Origin of the sequence: Sphingobacterium psychroaquaticum (genome assembly GCF_900177625.1) — a bacterium.
Lineage (GTDB): Bacteria > Bacteroidota > Bacteroidia > Sphingobacteriales > Sphingobacteriaceae > Sphingobacterium > Sphingobacterium psychroaquaticum.
Genome location: NZ_FXAU01000001.1, coordinates 626661 through 647316 on the forward strand (window position 1 = coordinate 626661; position 20656 = coordinate 647316).

Below are 20656 nucleotides of genomic sequence, written 5' to 3' on the forward strand. Positions count from 1 at the left end.
AGACCATAAGATTAATAAAGGAGTAAACATGAACGAATATCTTGATCCCAATCCAGAGCGATTAAATGCTGCTGACAAAGACATCGAAAGAGCTTTGCGTCCGCAGGCATTTGAGGATTTTACTGGTCAGGATAAGATCTTAGAAAACCTGTCTATTTTTGTTAAAGCAGCGAAATTAAGAGGAGAGGCGCTCGATCACGTGCTACTACATGGGCCTCCGGGTTTGGGGAAAACGACGCTTTCGCTGATCATCGCCAACGAGATGGGAGTGAATATAAAAATCACTTCGGGTCCGGTATTGGATAAACCGGGAGATTTGGCAGGATTGTTGACTAACTTGGAAGAGGGAGATGTGTTGTTTATCGATGAGATCCATCGGTTAAGTCCTTTGGTAGAAGAATACTTGTATTCAGCTATGGAAGACTTTAAGATTGATATCATGTTAGAGACAGGACCGAACGCACGGTCGGTACAGATTACATTAAATCCCTTTACGCTAATTGGTGCAACGACGCGCTCGGGTTTGCTAACGGCGCCTTTACGGGCGCGTTTTGGTATAAATTCTCGTTTGCAGTACTACGATGCAAAACTCTTGACAACGATTGTTTTGCGTTCAGCACAAATATTAAATACTCCGATTAGCGAGGAGGGAGCGTATGAGATTGCACGCAGAAGTCGAGGCACACCGCGTATAGCGAATGCTTTATTGCGGCGGACACGAGACTTTGCGCAGATAAAAGGTAATGGTTCTATTGATCGGGCCATTGCGCAGTATGCCTTGAATGCGCTAAATGTAGATGAAAATGGTTTGGACGAGATGGATAATCGAATCTTGACCACTATTATAGATAAGTTTAAGGGGGGGCCCGTTGGTTTAAAAACGATTGCTACGGCAGTTGGAGAGGATGAAGGGACAATAGAGGAGGTCTACGAACCTTTCTTAATACAAGAAGGATATTTGATGCGTACCTCGCGGGGGCGTGAATGTACTGATATCGCTTATAAACATCTAGGTAAGATAAATTACACTAAGGGAAATACACTTTTTTAACAGAAAACGAATGACGCTACGTACACTGATTTGTTGCTCGATAGTTAGTTTGGCACTGCCATTTGTAGCAAGTGCACAGTTAAAATGCCCACCGATTGCTGGTGGCGATCAAGATGGTAAGTATAATGTAACGGTTGGCGGTGGTCCGACCCTGTTGTATGGAGACATCAAACCGGACGGGTTTACCAGTAATATGGGGTACGGGGTTTTCCTAAAAGGTGACTACCGCTTGTATAAAGGTCTTTTTGTGGGATTGGAAGGACAGTTTGGGAAATTGAAGGCTACAGGTAATACAGATACCACATCAGTTGATTGGGATCCTCGAGAAGCGAGTAACAGTTATTATGCGGGTTTCTTGAATGTGACTGTTTTTCCTTATCGGTTCTTTATCTCGGAGCGTGATTTGATGCGTAAAGGTTTTGTCGCGCGTAATATTTTAAATGGCTTGTATATTGGTGCTGGCGCTGGTGCCGTTTTTAATAATTACAAATTTAATGATGTCACGCGGGTAGGGTACGAAGATTTGATTGGAGGGGATGCTAATGGACCAAAAGATGTTGGACAGATTCCGGTGCTTGACGGTGCAGGTGCTCCTATTCTGGATGGAGATGGAAATCCGGTGATGGCAGATGTTATTATGTATAAGAAAAAGACGAAGAGCGTTATTCTTCCTGTTGTAAATATCGGTCTATCGGTGCCTATAAATAAAGATCGATCTATGAATGGTCGTTACTTTAGTGCGGTACTGAACAGCCAGTTTAACTTCTCCGGAGATGAAGATCTGGATGGCTTTGATCCGCTTGGTCCAGATGGGATGCGTCGCTCTGGTGCAAAGAATGACATGTACAACTTTACTTCGATAGGTTTAAAGTATACGTTTTAAGACACGATTACCACGGCTAGCCAATGCGGCTGATGGGTTTCGGAGATGATATTGAATTTGAGCAGCAAGTTCATCCTTTATCCAGGGATGCTTGCTGCTCAAATTGTATAGCACATCCATGCAATTAACGCGTGTGGCAACGGGACACTTCGGATCGATCATCCAACTAAAAACCGTTTCAATAATAATTTCCTCTTGCGTAGGCGTGCTTTTTTTCGCGGTCTTTTTATCGGTTGCAATCATCAACAGCTTAGTGTAGCTGCGAATGGCGCTCCAGTTTGTTTGCTGGGGTAGCAAACCTATAAAATCGTCGTAAATTGTAGATAACAACTGATGCTCTTTCAGCATAACATGCTCGAGGAGCCACGCTGCTCTAAAGGCGATTTGATCGTCGGTATGAAAAGAGTAGGTGAGTAGTTCTTGAAGTGAAAGATGATGTTGTTGGACAAAAGCAAATGAAAAGCTTTTTGCCTGGTAATGTCGTATTTCCTCTTTAAAGAATTTTTCTATTTGTGGATTACTCACCATAAAACTTGGGGTTAAAATTTACTAAAAACAGCTGTTGAGTAGCCCGTGTTACCGCGGTATAAAGCCAACGTAAAAAATCCGTGTTCAACATTTCATCATGGAGATAACCTTGGTCAACGAAAACGCAAGGCCATTGACCACCTTGTGCTTTATGACATGTAATTGCGTACGCAAATTTTATCTGTAGCGCATTGTAATACGGATCTTTTTTAATGGCCTCCATACGGTCTTTTTTTGTGGGAATGTCAGCATAATCGTTAGCAATGGCTTCATACAGCTGTTGCTGCTGTTCGTAAGGTAAATTTGGAGCGTCTACATAGATACTGTCCAACAGTACCCGACATGTAATGGGATCTAATTCATCATCGTCCAAGAAATCAAGTGCGATATCTGCAAATCGAAAGCCATGTTGTTCATGCATATTGGTCACCTTGCGGATACGGGCTAAATCGCCATTGGCGATAAATCCTGTATTTGCCTCGTCGTGTTGCTGCAACCAATAATAGTTATTGCGAACCACCATAATTAAATCTCCTCCGGTTATTTCCTCCTCTCGAAAAAGAATTTGATTCCGAATATGTTTGTTGTACAGGTTTGCCGAACGATTGGACCGGCAGATAACGATGGTGTTTTCTATATCAAAATTGTCGTAACTGTAGTGTAATCCTTCAATGAGACGGTCTCCATTCATCCGAAAGATATCATGGAACCCTTTCGTTTGTATCTGTGGAAAATTGAGGTTGTCTTGCTGCTCTTCGCGGATATCATCTCGAATCCGGGTAGCATTGAACAGAATGCCAGATTCCTGCTTTTGTCGGACAACCTCTTGGAGTTCATAGTGAAAGACCTGTAGATGATAGTTGGCGCTAAGGTGGGCGGGGTCTAAGGCTGGACTTTCTACCATGCCGACAGGAGGCAGCTGTGCTATATCACCGACAAACATAAGCGAACAGTTTTTTCCGGTTCTTACATATCGAATCAGGTCATCCAGCAGGCTACGGGAAAAAAACTGAACCCCATCATCTGAAATCATAGAGGCCTCATCAATAATAAACAAGGTGTCTTCATGTAAATTTTCGGCCAGTACGAAATCCATATCAATGCTCGCAGCACTCTTTTTTCGGTATATCTTTTTATGAATGGTAAAGGCTTTTCGTCCAGCATAATGGCTCATGACTTTGGCTGCTCTGCCCGTAGGAGCCAATAGTACACTTCGTTTGCGGATATGAGGTAATGTTTTTACTAAAGCACTAATAATTGTTGTCTTTCCCGTTCCCGCATAACCCTTCAGGATAAAGCAATGGAGCGGATGAAAGACGGAAAGAAACTCCTCTAGTAAGGCGAATGCAGCAGATTGTTGTACTGTTGGAGGCCAATGGAACTGTTGGGTTAGGAGTTTCTGGATATGCATAGTCAAAGTTATCCAAAAGGTTGGTCAATTCAATTGTAAAAGCTAATTTTGTTTTGCGACGCTTCTTATTGGGGTTATACGACAAATACATGAATTATACATCAAAGAATTTTCAGTTACACTATCTGCCCAGCTATAAACTATTGGTGAAAACAGATTTTATCAACGATACTTTACTCGTCTTGAATGCAGCCAATGAGGTGGAGGTTTTATACAGCTACCCGGCAGATATGCCCGATGGTGAAGCTGTTAAGTTACTGGGATTACCTTTTCAACAGGTGTATATTAATTTACCGGTACAAAGCTTGATTTTTGTGCCTACTGAGGTTTTTGAAGAAGCAGACAAAAAGCATTATCAAGATTTTCTATTAGATGATAAATCGGAGCGGACAAATTTTCTCTCGATTGCTGCATTGGAAGCGACAGCTTGTTATCAATATGATTTGCTGTTGCACAATCGTTGGCGAAAGATTTTTCCGGAAGCAAAGTTTGGAACTGATTTTCAAACCGTGTTAAGTCAGGTACAATCTTTTATTCCTGCTGCAGGAACTTTAGTGGGGGTTCATGTACGCGATTGTCAGGCCGATATTTACGCCTTTGTAGACAATCAATTTCAAATGTATAGCACTTTCGAAGCCAACGTGGCTGGAGATTTACATTACTTTATTCTGAATACACTAAAACAGGTAGGTACAGAAGGAGTTGCCGACCGCCTTATTGTTTCCGGCATAACCAAAGATGATGTGCGTGCTACGGGATTGGTGGCGTATGGTAAAGAGCTTCATTTTATGGAGACGCGTACCGCAGTTCGGTATCCTTCGGCTTTACCTTCAAGTCAGATAGAGGTTTTGAATACGCTAATTGATGCTCATCTATGCGAATAATAGGGGGGAAACATGGTGGCTTGCGTTTAACGCCACCTGCGGGATTGCCAGTGCGGCCGACAACAGATATCGCTAAAGAAGCGCTGTTCAATATTTTGAATAATAAGATAGACTTTGAGGATGCGGATTGTTTAGACCTTTTTGCGGGAACTGGAAATATTAGCTTTGAATTGGCTTCACGTGGCGCCAAATTAGTGGATGCAGTGGACATACATTTCAAATGTGTACAATATATTACCCAAACGGCCAAAAAGTTGGAAGCAGGAGCGATTCATCCACGAAAGGCGGATGTTTTAAAATTTATCACCAGCACTAAATCGCAGTACGATTTTATTTTTGCTGATCCGCCTTATGACCTGCCGGTGTTACCGATGTTGGCCAATAACATTTTGGCTGCTGGATTGTTAAATGAAGGCGGGTTATTGGTGGTCGAACACCCATCGACGCGCAAGATGGACGACTCTGTTTTTTTTGTGGAGACACGGAAGTATGGTTATTCCTCTTTTAGTTTTTATACATATTCAAAGTAGTTGGTATACTAACATGTAACATATGAAAGTAGCTGTATTTGCAGGATCTTTTGATCCATTTACATTTGCCCATCAGGATTTAGTTGAAAGAGGTCTTCAGTTATTTGATAAAATCATTATCGCCGTAGGTGTCAACCCCTCAAAGAGAGGTATTATGGCTTTTGATGACCGAGTTTCTTCGATAGCTTTATTGTTTGCCGGGAATGAAAAAATTGAGGTACAACAATTCCAAGGTTTAACGGTTGACTTTTGTCGTCGTGTAGGCGCTAGCTATATCTTGAGAGGATTACGTAATACCAATGATTTTGAATTTGAGAATGCGATTGCTCAAAATAACTTGTTACTAGCTGCAGATATTGAAACGTATTTTCTTATGGCGCGTTCTGGCCTTGGCCATATCTCTTCCACCATCGTTCGCGATATTCTCACTAATGGAGGAGACACGACGGAGCTCGTGCCTAAAGAGATCTTGCAGTTTATTAGTTTGTAGTCCGTAGTTCGTGGTTGGTAGATAGTGGTTCGTGGTTGGTAGAGCCACAAGATATTGTGGCTACGCTTAACAGTTAGGTGTCGCTTGAGGGATTTTGCAACCTGTAGCAACTTGCCTTAGCACGAATCCTTCTCTCGCTGGCGCGAGCTTTTAGCTCGTGTCCTTCCTTATTATCAACAACAACTAATATTAATGGACACGAGCCACAGGCTCGCGCCAGCATCAGGGAACTACAAACTCCCCTCTATAAACTACAAACTCCCCTCTACAAACTACAAACGAAACTACCTTCTACAGACTACGATCTATCAACTAAAACCCTACGTCCGTCCAACGCGTACTTTCTTGCCTTTGATTTTTTGATTATTGGCTTGTTTAATGATACTTAAAGCAATAGAACGCTTTACAGCAACATAGGCTTCTTTCTCCTTGACTTCAATGATCCCTAAATCATCTTTTTGAACATCTTCTAGGTTGAGGATAAAGCCTACAATGTCTATTTTGTTGATTTTATCTTTCTTACCACCAGTAATGTAAAGTGTAGCGAAAGGAGAGTTTGGTGGCAGGTCATATTCACCATCCAACAATTCTTCCGGACAGTCCTTATCAATATAAGGATAATCCTCTTCAGGTTTCAGGATTACGTAAACTTCACCACTTGATTGCATACGTGCTGTACGACCATTACGATGAATAAAAGCATCCTCTTTATAAGGAAGTTGATAATGGATAATAGTGTCTACTTCCGGGATATCGAGTCCGCGAGCTGCGAGGTCCGTGGTGATTAATATACGATTCGAATTGTTTCTGAATTTTAAAAGCGCTATTTCGCGATCCACTTGTTCGAGGCCACCATGGAAAAGGTCGTGTATGATTTCACGGTCTTCCAGTAGTTCACTGATATGATTAGCCGCTTCACGGTGGTTACAAAAGATTAATGTTTTCTTTGGACCATTTTTGCAGAGCAGCTTGAATAAAGCTTTTAACTTGTGTTGCGCCGGTGCAATAACTTTCTTGATACTGAGCTTCGGTGCGGCTGCACTGTTGTCCAAGTAATTTACCATGACATATTCGCCTATTCCTGTGAACGTCGGAATATCTGTCATCGTGGTGGCAGATGTCAGGATCCTATTGGTCAGGTTGGTCAGACGTTCTACAATTGATGTCATCTGTCCGATAAAACCGAATTCCAATGATTTATCAAATTCATCGAGCACCAAAGCCGAGATGGTCTGGGGGTCGAAGTGATTGCGATCCATATGGTAGAGGATACGACCAGGTGTTCCGATTAGGATGGCAGGCGCTTCACGCAGTTTGTTTCGTTCCACCTTGGTGTCATTACCGCCATAACAACAGGTTACTTTATAGCCTACAAGAACTTTTTTTACTACTTGTTCAATTTGTAAGGCAAGTTCTCGAGTGGGAACCAAAATTAGAGCTTGAACACCTGGTTTGTCTTGTTTAAGGTGTTTGTCCAACAACATCGTAAATGCGAGTGTCTTTCCGGAGCCTGTAGGAGAGTGTAATATAAAGTCAGCATTTGGATTATACCGTTCTTGAACTTCTTTTTGCATGTCGTTCAATTCGGCTATCTGCATCCTGTCTAATATCTGCTGTATTGTCATGTCACAAAAGTACACTTTTTTTGCGAGCTAGGCGGTTGGTATTCGAGGAAGCCTGGTGTGAGGCGTGACTTTGTCAGCATTATGTCTGGATCTTGTTAAGAAGTGTTAAATGGAGCTTGCTAATTGGTTTTGGCATGTAAGTTGAACTAGTACTAGTATTCATAATTTAGGTTAATAATTGGTTAGTTAGTAAGGCTTCAATCTCCCCGATTGAAGCCTTTCTTTTTGAGAGATGGAGGTACTGAGATGGTAAGTCGTCCTAAGTATACTGAGGGCAGTGAACAAAAAAAAGTGCCAGTCGTTAAACTGGCACTTCTCTTATTTAAGGCTTGTTAAAGCTTCCGATTAAAAGTGGAACTGAACACCTAAAGTTGGTGCTAAAGAGTTAGCATCTAAACCGAAAGTGTTTGTTTTGATATCAGCAGTTTTTTCGTTTCTGTGCTCGAAGTACAAACCACGAACTTTCAATTCAATACCAACGCGGTTAGTAGGGAAGAAAGCAAAACCTGGCGCTAATTCAACACCGTAAGTCTCAAATTTACGATCTGTTTCAACACTTGCAACTTCTGTAGTAGTTTTTCCCCATGCCATAGGAACTGACAATTGAGAGAAGAATCTGAATTGACCGTTACCTACATAGTTTCTTACAAAAGGAGCTGCTTGAAAAGAGCTTGTTTTTATGCTGTTGTCTGCGCCTGTTTCAACTTTACCGAAGTTGTAACCTACACCTGTACCAATTGCCCAGTTGTCACTTACGAAGTAACCAGCAGTAGGGTTGATAGAGAATGAGTTAGTTTTTGCGTCTGTATCTTTTACTTTTGAAGATTGGAAACCAACTTGACCACCAACGATGAATTTTCCTTTTTCAGTTTGTGCGTTTGAAGCTAATGTTAGTGCTGCTACAGCTGTTAATGTTAAGAATAACTTTTTCATAGTACTTTAAATTAATTTTGTTCTTAAATACTGACTATTTTTCTATTTGGTTCAGTTAGTTCAATACTTGTGCCAAAGTGAATATTATTTTGTCACAATAATGTTTGTTTGCGCAACTATCTGTATTTGTGTGTCTTTATTTGCGATTGTTTGGTCTGAGGCTTGTTTTGTAGAATTTTTGTTACATTATTTTTGTCATATAGTTGCATTTATGCTGTGTTCTAGATCGTTAAATACAAAAGAAGAACTGATTTTGGAGTCGGCACATGAGTCTGCTGCCGTTTGTGCCGAAAAGCGGCATTCTTGTCATGACAGAAAGACTGCTTAATAAAAAATCCCTCGCAAGGAGGGATCTTTTATTGTATTATACTTTTTTTATTCGAAATATTCTTTAATCCGTTCGAAGAACGACTTTTCACTTTTGCCCGGTTGTGGCTTAAAGTTAGCGGAGTTTTTAAGTTTCTCCAATAGTGTACGTTCTTCCTGCGAAACAGCTTTTGGTGTCCATACATTGACATATACCAACTGATCACCTTTGTGGTACGAATTTACTTCCGGAATACCTTTTCCTTTTAAGCGTAAAATCTTGCCACCCTGTGTTCCTGGATCGATCTTTATCTTGGCTTTGCCATCAATAGTCGGAATCTCCACACTCGTGCCTAATGCGGCGTCTGCAAAGTTGATGTATAGATCGTAGATAATATTAATACCGTCACGTTTCAATGTTTCGTGCGCTACCTCCTCAATCAAGATAATCAAGTCGCCCGGTACACCACCGCGTGGCGCAGCATTACCTTTGCCACTCATGGAGAGTTGCATGCCTTCGCTTACACCAGCAGGGATGTTGATCGTGATCGTTTCTTCGCCACGTTCTAGACCCTCGCCCTTACATGTGGTACATTTAGCGGTAATCTCAACACCTTCACCGTTACAGGTAGGACAGGTGCTTGTCGTTTGCATTTGACCTAAGATCGTATTCGTTACACGGCGCACCGATCCTGAACCACCACAAGTGTTACAGGTATGGTATGAAGATTTATCCTTTGCTCCTGTGCCACTACATGTATGACAGTGTATCTGTTTGTTTACTTTAACTTTCTTCTCAACACCTTTAGCAATTTCTTCTAGTGTAAGTTTTACCTTAATACGTAGATTGCTACCGCGTTGCACACGACGGCCGCCACCACCACGGGCACCACCACCGAAGAAGCTCTCAAAAGGGCTTCCTCCACCAAAGATATCGCCAAACTGGCTGAATATGTCATCCATATTCATGCTGCCACCACCAAAACCTGAAGCTGAATTTCCAGAATGTCCAAATTGGTCATACCGTTGGCGCTTTTCTGGATTGCTTAGGATCTCGTATGCTTCGGCAGCTTCTTTAAATTTGTCTTCCGCATCTTTGTCATCAGGGTTCTTATCTGGGTGAAATTTAATCGCCAACTTACGGTAGGCGGATTTAATCTCTGAAGCTTCCGCAGACTTGGAAACACCTAATACATCATAATAATCTCTCTTCGACATCTTCTTATTGACCTATTACTACTTTCGCAAAACGAACTACTTTATCGTTCAAGAAGTATCCCTTCTCTACGACATCAATAACCTTATTCTTTAAATCTTCAGTAGGCGCAGGAATAGCTGTAATCGCTTCCTGGAACTCAGGATCAAATGGTTGACCGATCAGGTTTTCCATTTCCTTCAGGCCTTCCTGCGTTAATGTTTTGCGAAACTTTTGATTCACTAATTCTACTCCTTCTTTTACCGCTTCTACTTCTTGGGTGGTTTGCATAGCCGCTAGTGCTCTGTCAAAATCGTCCAAAACCGGTAAAAGTTTATTCAACACATCTTTGCTTGCTGATTGAATAAGTTCAACCTTTTCTTTGGATGTGCGTTTTTTATAATTGTCGAATTCAGCAAATAAACGGGTATACTTATCGTTTGCATTTGCTAATTCGTTCTGCAACTTCTCTTCTAAAGATAGCTCTTCTGTACTTCCTTGCGCTGAAGTTTGATCCAAATTCTCGAGATTTTCATCTTGAAAATCATTCTCTTGTCCGTTCGTCATATCAAAATTATGTAGCTATGTTAAATATGTTAAAATAGGGGTGGTCAATTATGTTGCCAATGCAAAATAAACCGACACCCTGTCAGCTTATTTGGAAAATAAACAAACAAAATGTCGGTTTCTTGATGATCTGTCAGTCTAATCTGACCTTATATCGTTACATTGTCATGTAGGGCGCCGTCCGCGGTTTTAATCACCCGCGCAGGCATATTTCGGATGATCTGGTAATCATGTGTCGCCATAAGAACTGCGGTTCCCGCAGCCGCAATATCACGAAGTAATAAAACAATCTCTTCGGAGGTTGCTGGGTCTAAGTTTCCGGTAGGCTCATCGGCTAAGATGATCTCCGGATTGTTAAGTAGGGCACGGGCAATCACAATACGTTGTTGCTCACCACCGGATAATTCGTGTGGCATTTTGCGTAACTTAGAACGTAAACCTACTTTCTCCAATACGTCGAGCATACGGTTCTCAATTAAACCTTTCTCTGTCCAGCCCGTTGCTCGCAGTGCAAATTCAAGGTTTTTTTCAACCGTACGATCGTTCAACAAATGGAAATCTTGGAATACAATACCCAATTTACGACGTAAATAAGGAACATCATTTTCATGCAACTTGCGTAGGTCGAATCCTGCAACCATCCCTTCTCCATCCGCAATGTAGAGATCTCCGTAAATAATTTTAAGCAAACTACTTTTTCCCGTACCAGACTGACCGATGAGGTAAATGAATTCACCTTGTTGAATATCCAAATTAACATGCGAAAGCACCAGGTGCTTCTGTTGGTATATATTTACGTTTTTAAGTTTGATAACTGTATTTTCTGCCATAATATGATTTAAACATCAATTTTTTTTATCTGCCCAAAGGGCATCTCTTTGACCACTTGCATAATATACTCCGCTTTATCGCCCAAACCAAGCTTCTCTAGGGATTTGTCGGGACGATCGACACGAAAATATGCTAACAGCGTAAAAGCGCTATCCCGCAATTGCACGTAGTCGGGTATTTTTGCGACGCCTTTGACTTTAATAACATACATAAAACAAAGTTAAAATTTTTTTAAAGAATCTGTCTATGCATTTGCTTTCAAAAACGCTAACGTATTTACGCCATCGGCATAATCCGTTAAAGAGGGGGTTTGACTACCTCCTAATTCAAACGTAGGAATGTCTAAGCTTATTGCTGATGGCGTGACGATACACTGGATTTTATCTTTTTCCAGTTCCAGTTTAGCGGTTAGATCTTCTAAACTTTCGTAGGTCTCGTAGAAGACAACGGCTAGAGGAGACGCAAATTTGGTGTCCTCCTTTAACAGAAGAAAACCATTGTCAAAATGCTTATCGCCATTTATAAGGTAGATCGATTTATTATAATCGTAGTTATTTCCGTATTTGAAATGGTCAATTATTCCTTTATGGATTTCGATGCCTTCAAAAAAATGATCGATGGGATAGTCTTTCGGTATATAAAGTTTGGAAACAGAACGACACCCCAGACCGAAGTAATCAAATATATCATGCCCCAAGGCTTCGAGTTGCTCCCTACTTTCACGTCCAGTTAAGATGGCTATTGAGTTTCTGTTTTTTCGAATGATATTTGGTTTTTGACCAAAATAATACTCAAAATAACGAGAGCTATTGTCACTCCCTGTAGCGATGATGAGATCAAAATCTTTCAAGCGCTCCACGACTTCAATCTGCGTAGCAAATTGTGGTTCTATTTCTACGAGTGCGTTTAGTAGAAAAGAAGTGAGGCCAGCATCGTCAGAGGAAACTTTAATCTGTGCGGTAAAACCTGCAATTAAGACCGCTAGTATATCGTGAAAGCCGACCAAAGGGATGTTACCTGCTAAAATAAGTCCTACTTTTTTTGTTGTATCGATATCTCCGAAAGGTGCAACCCATGCTTCGAGCTTGTCATATTCAAGGTTACTTGCGATCGCTTCCATCTGTTTTATTGTGTTGGCAGGGGTGTACCACGGGTTTTTTACAGCAGCTTGTGCGATAACATCGCGTAATACTTGTGGTTTGCTTCGTAGAAAATCACCCAAGGCGGCGAAGGCTTTTATTCGTTGATTCAGTGTCAAAATCTTATTATTTAGAATTATTCTGATATTTTTTTCCGTTATCTTTGTCCGTCATTAAGAAATAACTACTAGCTTTGTATAGATTTATTCGGGGTTTAGTAGAAACTCTGATGACAAGACAAAATTAGTTTATTTATTATAATTGTAAGGTTATAAATGGCAATTAAAATTACTGACGAGTGTATAAACTGCGGGGCATGCGAACCAGAATGCCCAAATAATGCAATATATGATGCTGGTGTGCCGTGGAAATTTGCAGACGGTACCGCTTTGGATGGTGTGATAGATTTTGGTGATGGCGTAACGTTGGATGCAGCAGCATCGCAAGATGCTATTTCAAATGAAGTCTATTATATCGTTTCTGATAAATGTACAGAGTGTGTTGGTTTTCACGATGAACCACAATGTGCTGCTGTTTGTCCGGTAGACTGTTGCGTGGAAGATGAAGAAGTTGTTGAAAGTGAAGAAGAACTTTTAGCGAAAAAAGCATGGTTGCACGCAGAATAGTAACTATATTTTAAGATATATAAAAGCGTTTCCATTAGGAAGCGCTTTTTTTATTTGGAATATCTCTCTCTTTACGTCTTCACTCTCTTTACTTCTTTTAAAACATAAATAGAAAATTATTGTTTTTATAGTTAATAAAAACTACTATCAATTTATGTTTAATTGTATCAATAGACTGACCCTGTGTTTGCAGGGGGTTGGACTGACTTTGTTTTTCTCCTGTTCACAACCTGCGGTGAAACAAAAGGCCGACATTATTTTTTATGGGGGACCGATTATTACGATGGAGGGAGGAAAAGACTCTTTAGTTGAGGCCGTTGGGGTTAAGGATGGAAAGATTCTCTTTGTAGGGATGTTGGAGGAAAGTGAGGACTATAAGGACAAGCGCACGGTGCTGCGCGACTTGAAAGGAAAAACATTACTTCCGGGTTTTATCGATACACATAGCCATCTTACTGCGGTGGCCGATCTGGAAGGAGCTGTGGATTTATCGCCTGCGCTTCCTGGGAAAGTGAATTCGATTAAGAACATACAGCAGGTATTGCGTACGTACATCAGAACAGATAGTATTTCTGCTGGCACCCCTGTTATCGGGCATGGGTACGATGATGCCATGATGAGTGAACATCGCCATCCGACGCGGGATGAACTGGATGCTGTGAGCTCAAAACACCCTATTATGGTATTGCACGCCTCCGGTTCTATGTCTGTTGTTAATTCTGCTATGTTAGCGCTGTTAGGGATTAATGAGAAAACGAAAGATACTGAAGGTGGCTATTATGATTACGCCAGGAACTCGCTAGGTGATCGGCTAAATGGGAGGTTAGACGGAAATGCCACTTTCCATGCCTTAGCCACATTGATGGCCAAACTGCCGACAGGCGATCATCCAAAAGATGTGCTTAAAAAGAAGATTGAGCGTTTGGTTAATGCACAAGAATTATGGATCCGAAATGGGCAGACAACAGTTTGTGATGGTCGAACGATGAATGGGAGTATGGAATTGTTAAAAACGGTGGCTTCTGAAGGTCTCTTTCAAGTAGATGTCATTTATTTCCCGGACTTTGAATCGGTACGGAATGAAATAGGGTCTATGAAGGCGGATTATATGAAATATAGAGATCGACTAAAGCTTGGTGGATTTAAATTTTCCAGTGATGGCTCTACACAAGGGAAGGCTGCCTGGCTTACAGCTCCTTATCTGGTGCCACCTGCTGGAGAAAGCAGTACGTATCGGGGGAGGTCTATATATCCGGATTCTGTATTATACGAGGATCTGAAGTGTCTGTTCCTACAAAAGGTAACGGCGCAGCTCCATGTCAATGGTGATGCAGCTATCGATCAGGCACTTCGTGTGGTGGAACAATTATCTCGCGAAGGTGTGTATACCGAGGATATTCGGGCGACGTTAATTCAGGGGCAAAATAGCCGTCCTGATCATATGTCGAAAATTAAAGCCTTAGGTTTGATTCCGTCTTACTTTCCGGCGTATGTACACCTATGGGGAGATTGGTCTGTGAATAACGTTTTTGGCTCCGCAAGAGCCGCATTCTTAAGTCCGACGCAAGCCGCAAAAAATGCCGGTATACCATTTACTATTCATCATGATTCTCCGGTTACACCACCTAATCTGTTAACAGCTGTTTATGCTGCGGTAAATAGAACAACAAGAAGTGGTGTCGTTTTGGGGGCAGATCAACGTATCTCTGTTATGGATGCGTTACGAGCCATCACGATTAATGCTGCTTATCAATACCATGAAGAGCATGATAAAGGGTCGATTGCGAAAGGTAAGTTGGCTGATTTGGTGATTTTAGATAGCAATCCATTAGCGATGGATCCGAAAGATCTCCGCAATATTAAAGTTGCGGAGACCATCAAGGAGGGGATTACACTTTACGTTGCGAAATAAGCATTAAGCGACGTGAAGGTTGTTTTACTTCTTTTCTCTCATAAAATCAAAAGCTCCAGTGCGGAGATTGATGCCGTATTCTAAAAAAGCTTTTAGACAGGCCAGGAAGTTGGCCCATCCTTCTGTTTGCTGTTTCATGGCTAATATCCCTTCTTCCGTGTTTTCCATTGTGCTTTCTACTATTTTCACGACCGTCGAACCATCTTCTTGTGGTGTTAAGAAAATTTCAACGAGCTGTCCTTCCTTACCAGCGCTCCAATCAAATGAAATATAGGAGAACGGCTGAATCTCCTTTCCGAGAACCGGAAAGTTTCCTTCAAATTCAGGAAAAGACCATTGTACCGTTACCCCGGGCTCCAATGTGCCTGAAGCGTGCGAAATAAAATAATTTCGCATTTTTTCGGGGTCTACAATCGCTTCAAATACTTCGGCAATGGGCTTTTGTATTTGTATAGAGGCATTAGCAGTCAACGTCATATCTTCTTAGTTTTTTTCCAAGATACGCTTTAGATTTTGTAAGCCCGCATCGAAATCCTTGTTCATATCATAACATAAAGACATGATATTGAAAGGGTAGGGCATTGTTCCATCAATTTGCCATTCTACTGTACTGCTGACACTGTCGATCGGTGTTACCACAAACGAAGAAGGGTTGGCTGTCTCCGAACCATTGAAAAAGAGGTTCATCTCCACCTTTTTTCCGGGATCGATCTGGGTGATAACTTGTTTTCCATCGCCAACTTTCTTGCTTTTCCATTCGTAAGTAAAGCCAACTGTGCCATCCGTTCCGGTATATTTTTTATCAATATTTGGATCTTGTTTTGACCAATTGTCGTAGTTCCCTTGATTACGAAGCAAAACAACATAGTCGAAAACTTCGTTTGCCGGTTTGTTGATACTAATAGTGCTTCCGGCATGGAATGTTTTAGGCACGATCAGGGCAACGATGAGGACGGCCGCAATAAGTCCTAAGACAATAAACAGTATATACTTTAAAATTTTCATGGTTTTTATTTGTTTATCCTAATTTCTTGTTTCCTTCATAGTGAACCATCCAAGCGATACCAAATCGGTCGATAAAAGAGGAGAATAGTTCGGCAAAGAATGTTTCCCCCAGATCCATTTCGATGTTTTGAGCATCTTTGGTAAGTCTGGTGTGTAGTTTTTGGGCCTCTTCCGGTGTGTCGGTATCCAGCATAATATAAGTTCCTGTGCCAAAAGTGACCTTTGGGCCAAAACCTTCCACACAGTCAGACCCCATGAGCATGACTTGCTCGTTAATCTGAAGTGCAGTATGGAGTACTTTGTTTTTTTGTTCGGCAGGAATTGTTACATGAGGGTCTTCAGGCATGTCGCCAAAGCGATGTGTACCTAAAGAAGGAACTTCAAATACGGACTGGTAAAATGTGAAAGCTTCGTCGCAGTTCCCGTTGAAGTTTAGATAAAAATGTACTTTAGCCATGGTGTTAATTTTTTAAGTTTATAAGTAAACCAAAGATAGTATAGAATTTTCAATGTTATGCTTGTCCTATGGCAAGAAAAATAAGCGGCTCAGTATAAGTAGCTTCCGTTTGAACGGCATTAGGACGCAAAAAAAAAGAGAATTAATTTTGCTTATTTGCCTCAAATAGCTACTTTTGTAGCACAAACGGAGGCGCCAATAGCTCAGCTGGATAGAGCAACGGTTTTCTAAACCGTAGGTCTCAGGTTCGAACCCTGATTGGCGTACCAACAAAAGCCTGCAATCATTTGATTAGCAGGCTTTTTTCGTTTTGTGCTGATTCTTGAATTCAAAACAAAACCTTGAATTGAACTATTTTTTATGCTTTAATCTACACATGTTGTACGGATAGGCTGTTAATTTTAGGTAAGAAAAATAGGCTTTAAGCGTAACTTTTCTATACAGGGGTCAGCCCTAACTGCATTATAGATTTTGGATACCATGCCTATTTTTATATTTTTGCTACCAAGAAACATAAATAACACTACATGCTAAAAAAACAAATTGGGTATCTAACCCTTTTCACTGTTTCGATTGCGATTATTCTGACCTTAATTTATGAGTTCGATTGGTTTACCATCCATCCGAATGTTATGATGTTTGTACGGTGGATCGTAGGCGCTGTCTTAACCCTGAATGCTATTGTTCGTAAAAACCTGACTACATGGATATTAACATGTTTGATTCTAGGGGTTTTCGTCGGACTCGATTTTCCTGAAGTAGCGAAAGCAATGCAACCACTCTCGCAGGGCTTTATTAAATTAGTGAAGACGATTGTTGGTCCTATACTTTTTGCCACCTTGGTATTTGGTATTGCAGGACATTCGGACCTGAAATCTGTCGGACGTATGGCCTGGAAATCCATGTTGTACTTCTTTCTCGCCACTTCTTGTGCTATTTTTATTGGACTTATCGTTATTAACTTAACGAAGGCAGGGGTAGGAGTCGATGTCGCTAATATGCCGCATGAAGAACTACCGAAGATGTCAGCTTTGACCGATAGTGACGCCAAAGCGCTGAGTCATATTGATGAAAGTGTACATGGTCTCTACAAGTTCAATGCCTTTGTTCGAGATACATTTCCAGAGAACATAGTAAAGTCGGTTTATGAGAATAAAGTTCTTCAGATCGTAATTTTCGGGGTGCTTTTCGGTATTGGATTAGCGCTTGTCGAGGAGAAGAAACGAAAACCGTTGGTTGACTTTACAGAAAGTCTTTCTGAAGCTATGTTTAAGTTTACGAACTTGGTTATGATGTTTGCACCGATCGGTGTCGGCGCAGCTATGGCGTATACGGTAGGTCACTTGGGAGCGGATATTTTAAAAAATCTTTTCATGCTCTTAGGAAGTCTATACTTGGCTCTTTTTGCTTTTTTAGGTTTGGTCCTATTGCCTGTAGCCCTATTTTTAAAGGTGCCGGTAAAGAAATTTATACAGGCCATAAAAGAGCCGGTTTCAATAGCCTTTGCGACAACCAGTTCAGATGCGGCTTTACCGAAAGCCATGAGCGCGATGGAGAAATTTGGTGTACCGCGAAAAATCGTTTCTTTTGTAATTCCAACGGGATATTCCTTCAATTTAGATGGAACATCTTTATACCTTTCTTTAGCCTCTATATTTGTTGCGCAAGCTGCTGGTATTGAGTTAACTATTGGGCAGCAATTGCTTATCGCCTTTACGTTAATGATTACTTCTAAAGGTGTTGCTGCGGTTCCGCGTGCTTCCCTAATTGTATTGATCGCAACAGCCGATCAGTTTGGTTTACCTACTTTCGTTATTGCAGCAATTTTAGGTATCGATGAATTGATGGATATGGCACGGACCTCGGTAAATGTTATCGGAAACTGCCTGGCAACGGTCGTTGTGGCTAAATGGGAAGGAGAATTTGATGAAGAAGCGCCTTTCCGTGAAGATACCAGCGAGTCGTAATACAGCTGATTTAACGATACCAGATTTAGCTATACTGAGCCCTTTGGGCTTATGTCGAACTAAATATACCAAAAAGAGACACAATTAATTTGTGTCTCTTTTTTTGTGTGTCATAGCCGTTACGTAAACGTTTTCGTCGTTCAAACAATCGATTGTGTCCAAAACTCTCCTCTATTAATCCCTATCTTAGAGATTGTAAATTATAACCGTAACAGAATGATGAATCTGAAGAAGCTATCTACATTATGTGCTGTAGGTATGCTACTATCTAGTGCCAGTTTTGGACAGTCACGTACAATGCAGTCCTTTAACGATGGATGGCAGTTTTATAAGGCTAATAACAGTACTTTTTTTACCGATTTTGAAAATGGGCAGAAGTACGTTGAATCGCAAGGACAATGGACCAAGCTGGAGATTTGGGATAATGTAACCCTGCCACATACCTATAATAAAGACGATATGCAGCAAGATCGAAACTTCTTCGAAGGAAAAGCTGTTTATCGAAAGAGGTTCAACACAGCGGCCGATCAGAAGCAAAAACGTACCTTCCTAAAGTTTGAAGGTGTAGGGGCGGTTGCGCAGTTATATGTAAACGATAGTTATATCGGAGAGCATAAGGGCGGTTACTCCATGTTCGTGTTTGAGATAACCAACTCGATTGACTACGAAAAAGAAAATGTCGTAACAGTCGTAGTCGATAATAAATCGCGGAAAGATGTATTACCCATCAATCAGTTCTTGTTTCCGGTCTATGGCGGTCTTTATCGGCCCGTCTCTTTAATCACCACCGCCAAGACTAATTTTGTGGTAACTGATCAAGCTTCTGCCGGTATCTATATCCGTCAGAAAAATGTTTCTGCAAAAAGTGCCGATATTACAGTCTCAGCTAAATTAGAAACCAAAGAAAAGACCATACAGCAAGTCGATCTACTGACGGAAATCACAAATATGGAGGGTAAGGTTGTCCTATCCCAAAAGAAACCCGTGACCATTAGTCCACAAGGCGTTACTTATGTGGATCAAACCCTCAGATTGGAGAAACCACACCTGTGGGATGGTGTTCGGGATCCTCATTTATATGCTGTGACGACCAAGTTGGTGCATGGCGGAAAGGAGTTGGACATAGTAAAACAACCATTAGGCGTGCGTACGGTTGAGATTGTGGCAGGTAAAGGCGTGTTTTTAAACGGGAAGAAATATCCCATGTACGGCGTTGCTCGCCACCAGGATCGTCTGGGGTATGGTTCGGCGTTGACCTTTGCGCAACATAAAGAAGACTTTCTGATGATGAAGGAGCTTGGCGTAACGACTGTTCGTCTGGCACATTACCAACAATCGCCTGATACCTATTCATTGGCCGATAGCTTGGGTTTCCTCGTTTGGGCCGAGATTCCGTTTGTTAACCGTGTTTCTTATTATGAGCATGATAACGCGAAGCAACAAATGAATGAGTTGGTTAAACAAAACTTTAATCACCCATCCATATACATTTGGGGCGTTCATAACGAAGTGTATTCCAAGACGGCCGACGAGCAGGTGCCTGTTCTTTCGCGGGAGCTCAATGATATAGCCAAAACATTAGACCCTGACCGCTATACGGGCGCTGTAACAGGTTACAATGTGGTCGATAGACAAGAAAACCTGAGTACCGATGTCCAAGGGATAAACCATTATTTCGGTTGGTACGGTGGTAAGATCGAAGATCTGGGGCCATGGGCAGAAAAGGTGCAACGAGACTTTCCGGCGTATAAGGTGATGCTTACCGAGTACGGGGCAGATGGAAATATGGATATAGGTCAGGAGCTCTTGCAGCAGCCGAAAGACGTCGTATCTGGAAAGTCTTTCCCAGAGAATTACCAAACAGAAACGCATATTCAACAATGGGCTGCCATTGAGAAGAACCCGATCATCGTCGCTTCTTATGTGTGGAATATGTTTGAGTTTGCTGTTCCCGCATGGAACCGGGGAGGCGTAAACGCACGAAACCTAAAGGGATTAGTAACATTTGACCGTAAACGGAAGAAAGATTCATTCTATTGGTACAAAGCAAATTGGAATCCAGAGCCGATGTTGTATTTGGCGAACCGTCGCGATCACCAACGTACAGCAGCGATTACTAAGATTCAGGTATTTTCCAATCTATCGGCAGTCACTATTTCAGTGAACGGTAAAGTGTATCATGCAAAAAATGGAGTGAATGCCAAGCATTGGGTGGTAGACCAAGTATCGCTCCAAAAGGGCGAAAATAAAATCCAAGCAAAAGGGACCACCGCTGGGAAAGAACTGGTGGATGAAATGGTATGGACACTGCAATAA

General features: G+C 41.5%; 21 protein-coding genes and 1 tRNA gene. 10 read left to right on the forward strand and 12 right to left on the reverse strand.

Annotated features, from left to right (window positions below; all coding sequences use genetic code 11):
• Window positions 1–28: 28 nt before the first annotated feature.
• Window positions 29–1051: a Holliday junction branch migration DNA helicase RuvB gene (ruvB, locus tag B9Y69_RS02375; protein ID WP_085471395.1), complete on the forward strand. Its 1023-nt coding sequence runs from the start codon at window positions 29–31 to the stop codon at window positions 1049–1051.
• A 10-nt stretch (window positions 1052–1061) separates the two neighbouring features.
• Window positions 1062–1934: a hypothetical protein gene (locus tag B9Y69_RS02380; protein WP_144036485.1), complete on the forward strand. Its 873-nt coding sequence runs from the start codon at window positions 1062–1064 to the stop codon at window positions 1932–1934.
• Here B9Y69_RS02380 and B9Y69_RS02385 read toward each other — a convergent pair.
• Both B9Y69_RS02385 and B9Y69_RS02390 read right to left on the reverse strand, forming a co-directional pair.
• Window positions 1917–2462, reverse strand: a complete 546-nt coding sequence (locus tag B9Y69_RS02385; protein WP_085471397.1) for a hypothetical protein — start codon at window positions 2460–2462, stop codon at window positions 1917–1919. The genes B9Y69_RS02380 and B9Y69_RS02385 overlap by 18 nt on opposite strands.
• Window positions 2452–3873, reverse strand: a complete 1422-nt coding sequence (locus B9Y69_RS02390) for an ATP-dependent DNA helicase (protein WP_085471398.1) — start codon at window positions 3871–3873, stop codon at window positions 2452–2454. The genes B9Y69_RS02385 and B9Y69_RS02390 overlap by 11 nt, the downstream gene beginning before the upstream one ends.
• An 89-nt stretch (window positions 3874–3962) precedes the next feature.
• Between B9Y69_RS02390 and B9Y69_RS02395 the strand changes: the two genes are divergently transcribed.
• From B9Y69_RS02395 to coaD, 3 genes are read left to right on the forward strand one after another with little or no spacing between them, the layout of a single operon-like run.
• A complete protein-coding gene (locus B9Y69_RS02395; protein WP_085471399.1) occupies window positions 3963–4757 on the forward strand; it encodes a DUF3822 family protein in 795 nt (264 codons plus the stop codon).
• Complete coding sequence (locus tag B9Y69_RS02400) at window positions 4748–5287, forward strand: RsmD family RNA methyltransferase (RefSeq protein ID WP_085471400.1); 540 nt, start codon at window positions 4748–4750, stop codon at window positions 5285–5287. Before B9Y69_RS02395 ends, B9Y69_RS02400 begins: the two co-directional genes overlap by 10 nt.
• A gap of 22 nt (window positions 5288–5309) precedes the next feature.
• Entirely contained in the window at window positions 5310–5777 is a 468-nt protein-coding gene (gene coaD, locus B9Y69_RS02405) for a pantetheine-phosphate adenylyltransferase (protein WP_085471401.1), read from the forward strand.
• Between the two features lie 320 nt (window positions 5778–6097).
• On the opposite strand, the gene B9Y69_RS02410 is transcribed toward coaD, so the two are convergent.
• The 7 genes from B9Y69_RS02410 to B9Y69_RS02440 all read right to left on the reverse strand — a co-directional run bounded on the left by B9Y69_RS02410 (window position 6098) and on the right by B9Y69_RS02440 (window position 12492).
• Window positions 6098–7402: a DEAD/DEAH box helicase gene (locus B9Y69_RS02410; protein ID WP_085471402.1), complete on the reverse strand. Its 1305-nt coding sequence runs from the start codon at window positions 7400–7402 to the stop codon at window positions 6098–6100.
• A 345-nt stretch (window positions 7403–7747) separates the two neighbouring features.
• A complete protein-coding gene (locus B9Y69_RS02415) occupies window positions 7748–8335 on the reverse strand; it encodes an outer membrane beta-barrel protein (protein WP_085471403.1) in 588 nt (195 codons plus the stop codon).
• A gap of 375 nt (window positions 8336–8710) precedes the next feature.
• Window positions 8711–9859, reverse strand: a complete 1149-nt coding sequence (dnaJ, locus tag B9Y69_RS02420; RefSeq protein ID WP_085471404.1) for a molecular chaperone DnaJ — start codon at window positions 9857–9859, stop codon at window positions 8711–8713.
• A gap of 4 nt (window positions 9860–9863) precedes the next feature.
• Window positions 9864–10403, reverse strand: a complete 540-nt coding sequence (locus B9Y69_RS02425) for a nucleotide exchange factor GrpE (RefSeq protein ID WP_085471405.1) — start codon at window positions 10401–10403, stop codon at window positions 9864–9866.
• Between the two features lie 149 nt (window positions 10404–10552).
• Window positions 10553–11233 (reverse strand): cell division ATP-binding protein FtsE, encoded by a 681-nt coding sequence (locus tag B9Y69_RS02430; protein WP_085471406.1) that lies wholly within the window; start codon window positions 11231–11233, stop codon window positions 10553–10555.
• An 8-nt stretch (window positions 11234–11241) separates the two neighbouring features.
• On the reverse strand, window positions 11242–11445 hold the full coding sequence (locus B9Y69_RS02435) for a fructose-6-phosphate aldolase (RefSeq protein ID WP_085471407.1): 204 nt from the start codon (window positions 11443–11445) through the stop codon (window positions 11242–11244).
• 33 nt (window positions 11446–11478) lie between these two features.
• Window positions 11479–12492 carry an acyl-CoA reductase gene (locus tag B9Y69_RS02440; protein ID WP_085471408.1) on the reverse strand — a complete coding sequence of 338 codons (1014 nt, stop codon included), beginning with the start codon at window positions 12490–12492 and terminating at the stop codon, window positions 11479–11481.
• 156 nt (window positions 12493–12648) lie between these two features.
• Here B9Y69_RS02440 and B9Y69_RS02445 point away from each other — a divergent pair, with 156 nt between their 5' ends.
• Window positions 12649–12999: a 4Fe-4S binding protein gene (locus tag B9Y69_RS02445; RefSeq protein ID WP_085471409.1), complete on the forward strand. Its 351-nt coding sequence runs from the start codon at window positions 12649–12651 to the stop codon at window positions 12997–12999.
• 154 nt (window positions 13000–13153) lie between these two features.
• Complete coding sequence (locus B9Y69_RS02450; RefSeq protein WP_085471410.1) at window positions 13154–14911, forward strand: amidohydrolase; 1758 nt, start codon at window positions 13154–13156, stop codon at window positions 14909–14911.
• Between the two features lie 24 nt (window positions 14912–14935).
• Here B9Y69_RS02450 and B9Y69_RS02455 read toward each other — a convergent pair whose 3' ends face one another.
• The 3 genes from B9Y69_RS02455 to B9Y69_RS02465 are packed head-to-tail and all read right to left on the reverse strand — an operon-like array spanning window position 14936 to window position 16373.
• Window positions 14936–15388, reverse strand: coding sequence for an SRPBCC domain-containing protein (locus B9Y69_RS02455; RefSeq protein WP_085471411.1), 453 nt, complete (start codon window positions 15386–15388; stop codon window positions 14936–14938).
• A 6-nt stretch (window positions 15389–15394) separates the two neighbouring features.
• A complete protein-coding gene (locus B9Y69_RS02460) occupies window positions 15395–15916 on the reverse strand; it encodes an SRPBCC family protein (RefSeq protein ID WP_085471412.1) in 522 nt (173 codons plus the stop codon).
• 13 nt (window positions 15917–15929) lie between these two features.
• On the reverse strand, window positions 15930–16373 hold the full coding sequence (locus B9Y69_RS02465) for a VOC family protein (protein WP_085471413.1): 444 nt from the start codon (window positions 16371–16373) through the stop codon (window positions 15930–15932).
• Between the two features lie 192 nt (window positions 16374–16565).
• Between B9Y69_RS02465 and B9Y69_RS02470 the strand changes: the two genes are divergently transcribed.
• From B9Y69_RS02470 to B9Y69_RS02480, 3 genes are all read left to right on the forward strand, one after another.
• Window positions 16566–16642 (forward strand) — tRNA-Arg (locus B9Y69_RS02470).
• 258 nt (window positions 16643–16900) lie between these two features.
• On the forward strand, window positions 16901–18340 hold the full coding sequence (locus B9Y69_RS02475; RefSeq protein ID WP_085471414.1) for a dicarboxylate/amino acid:cation symporter: 1440 nt from the start codon (window positions 16901–16903) through the stop codon (window positions 18338–18340).
• A gap of 216 nt (window positions 18341–18556) precedes the next feature.
• Window positions 18557–20656 (forward strand): glycoside hydrolase family 2 protein, encoded by a 2100-nt coding sequence (locus B9Y69_RS02480; RefSeq protein WP_085471415.1) that lies wholly within the window; start codon window positions 18557–18559, stop codon window positions 20654–20656.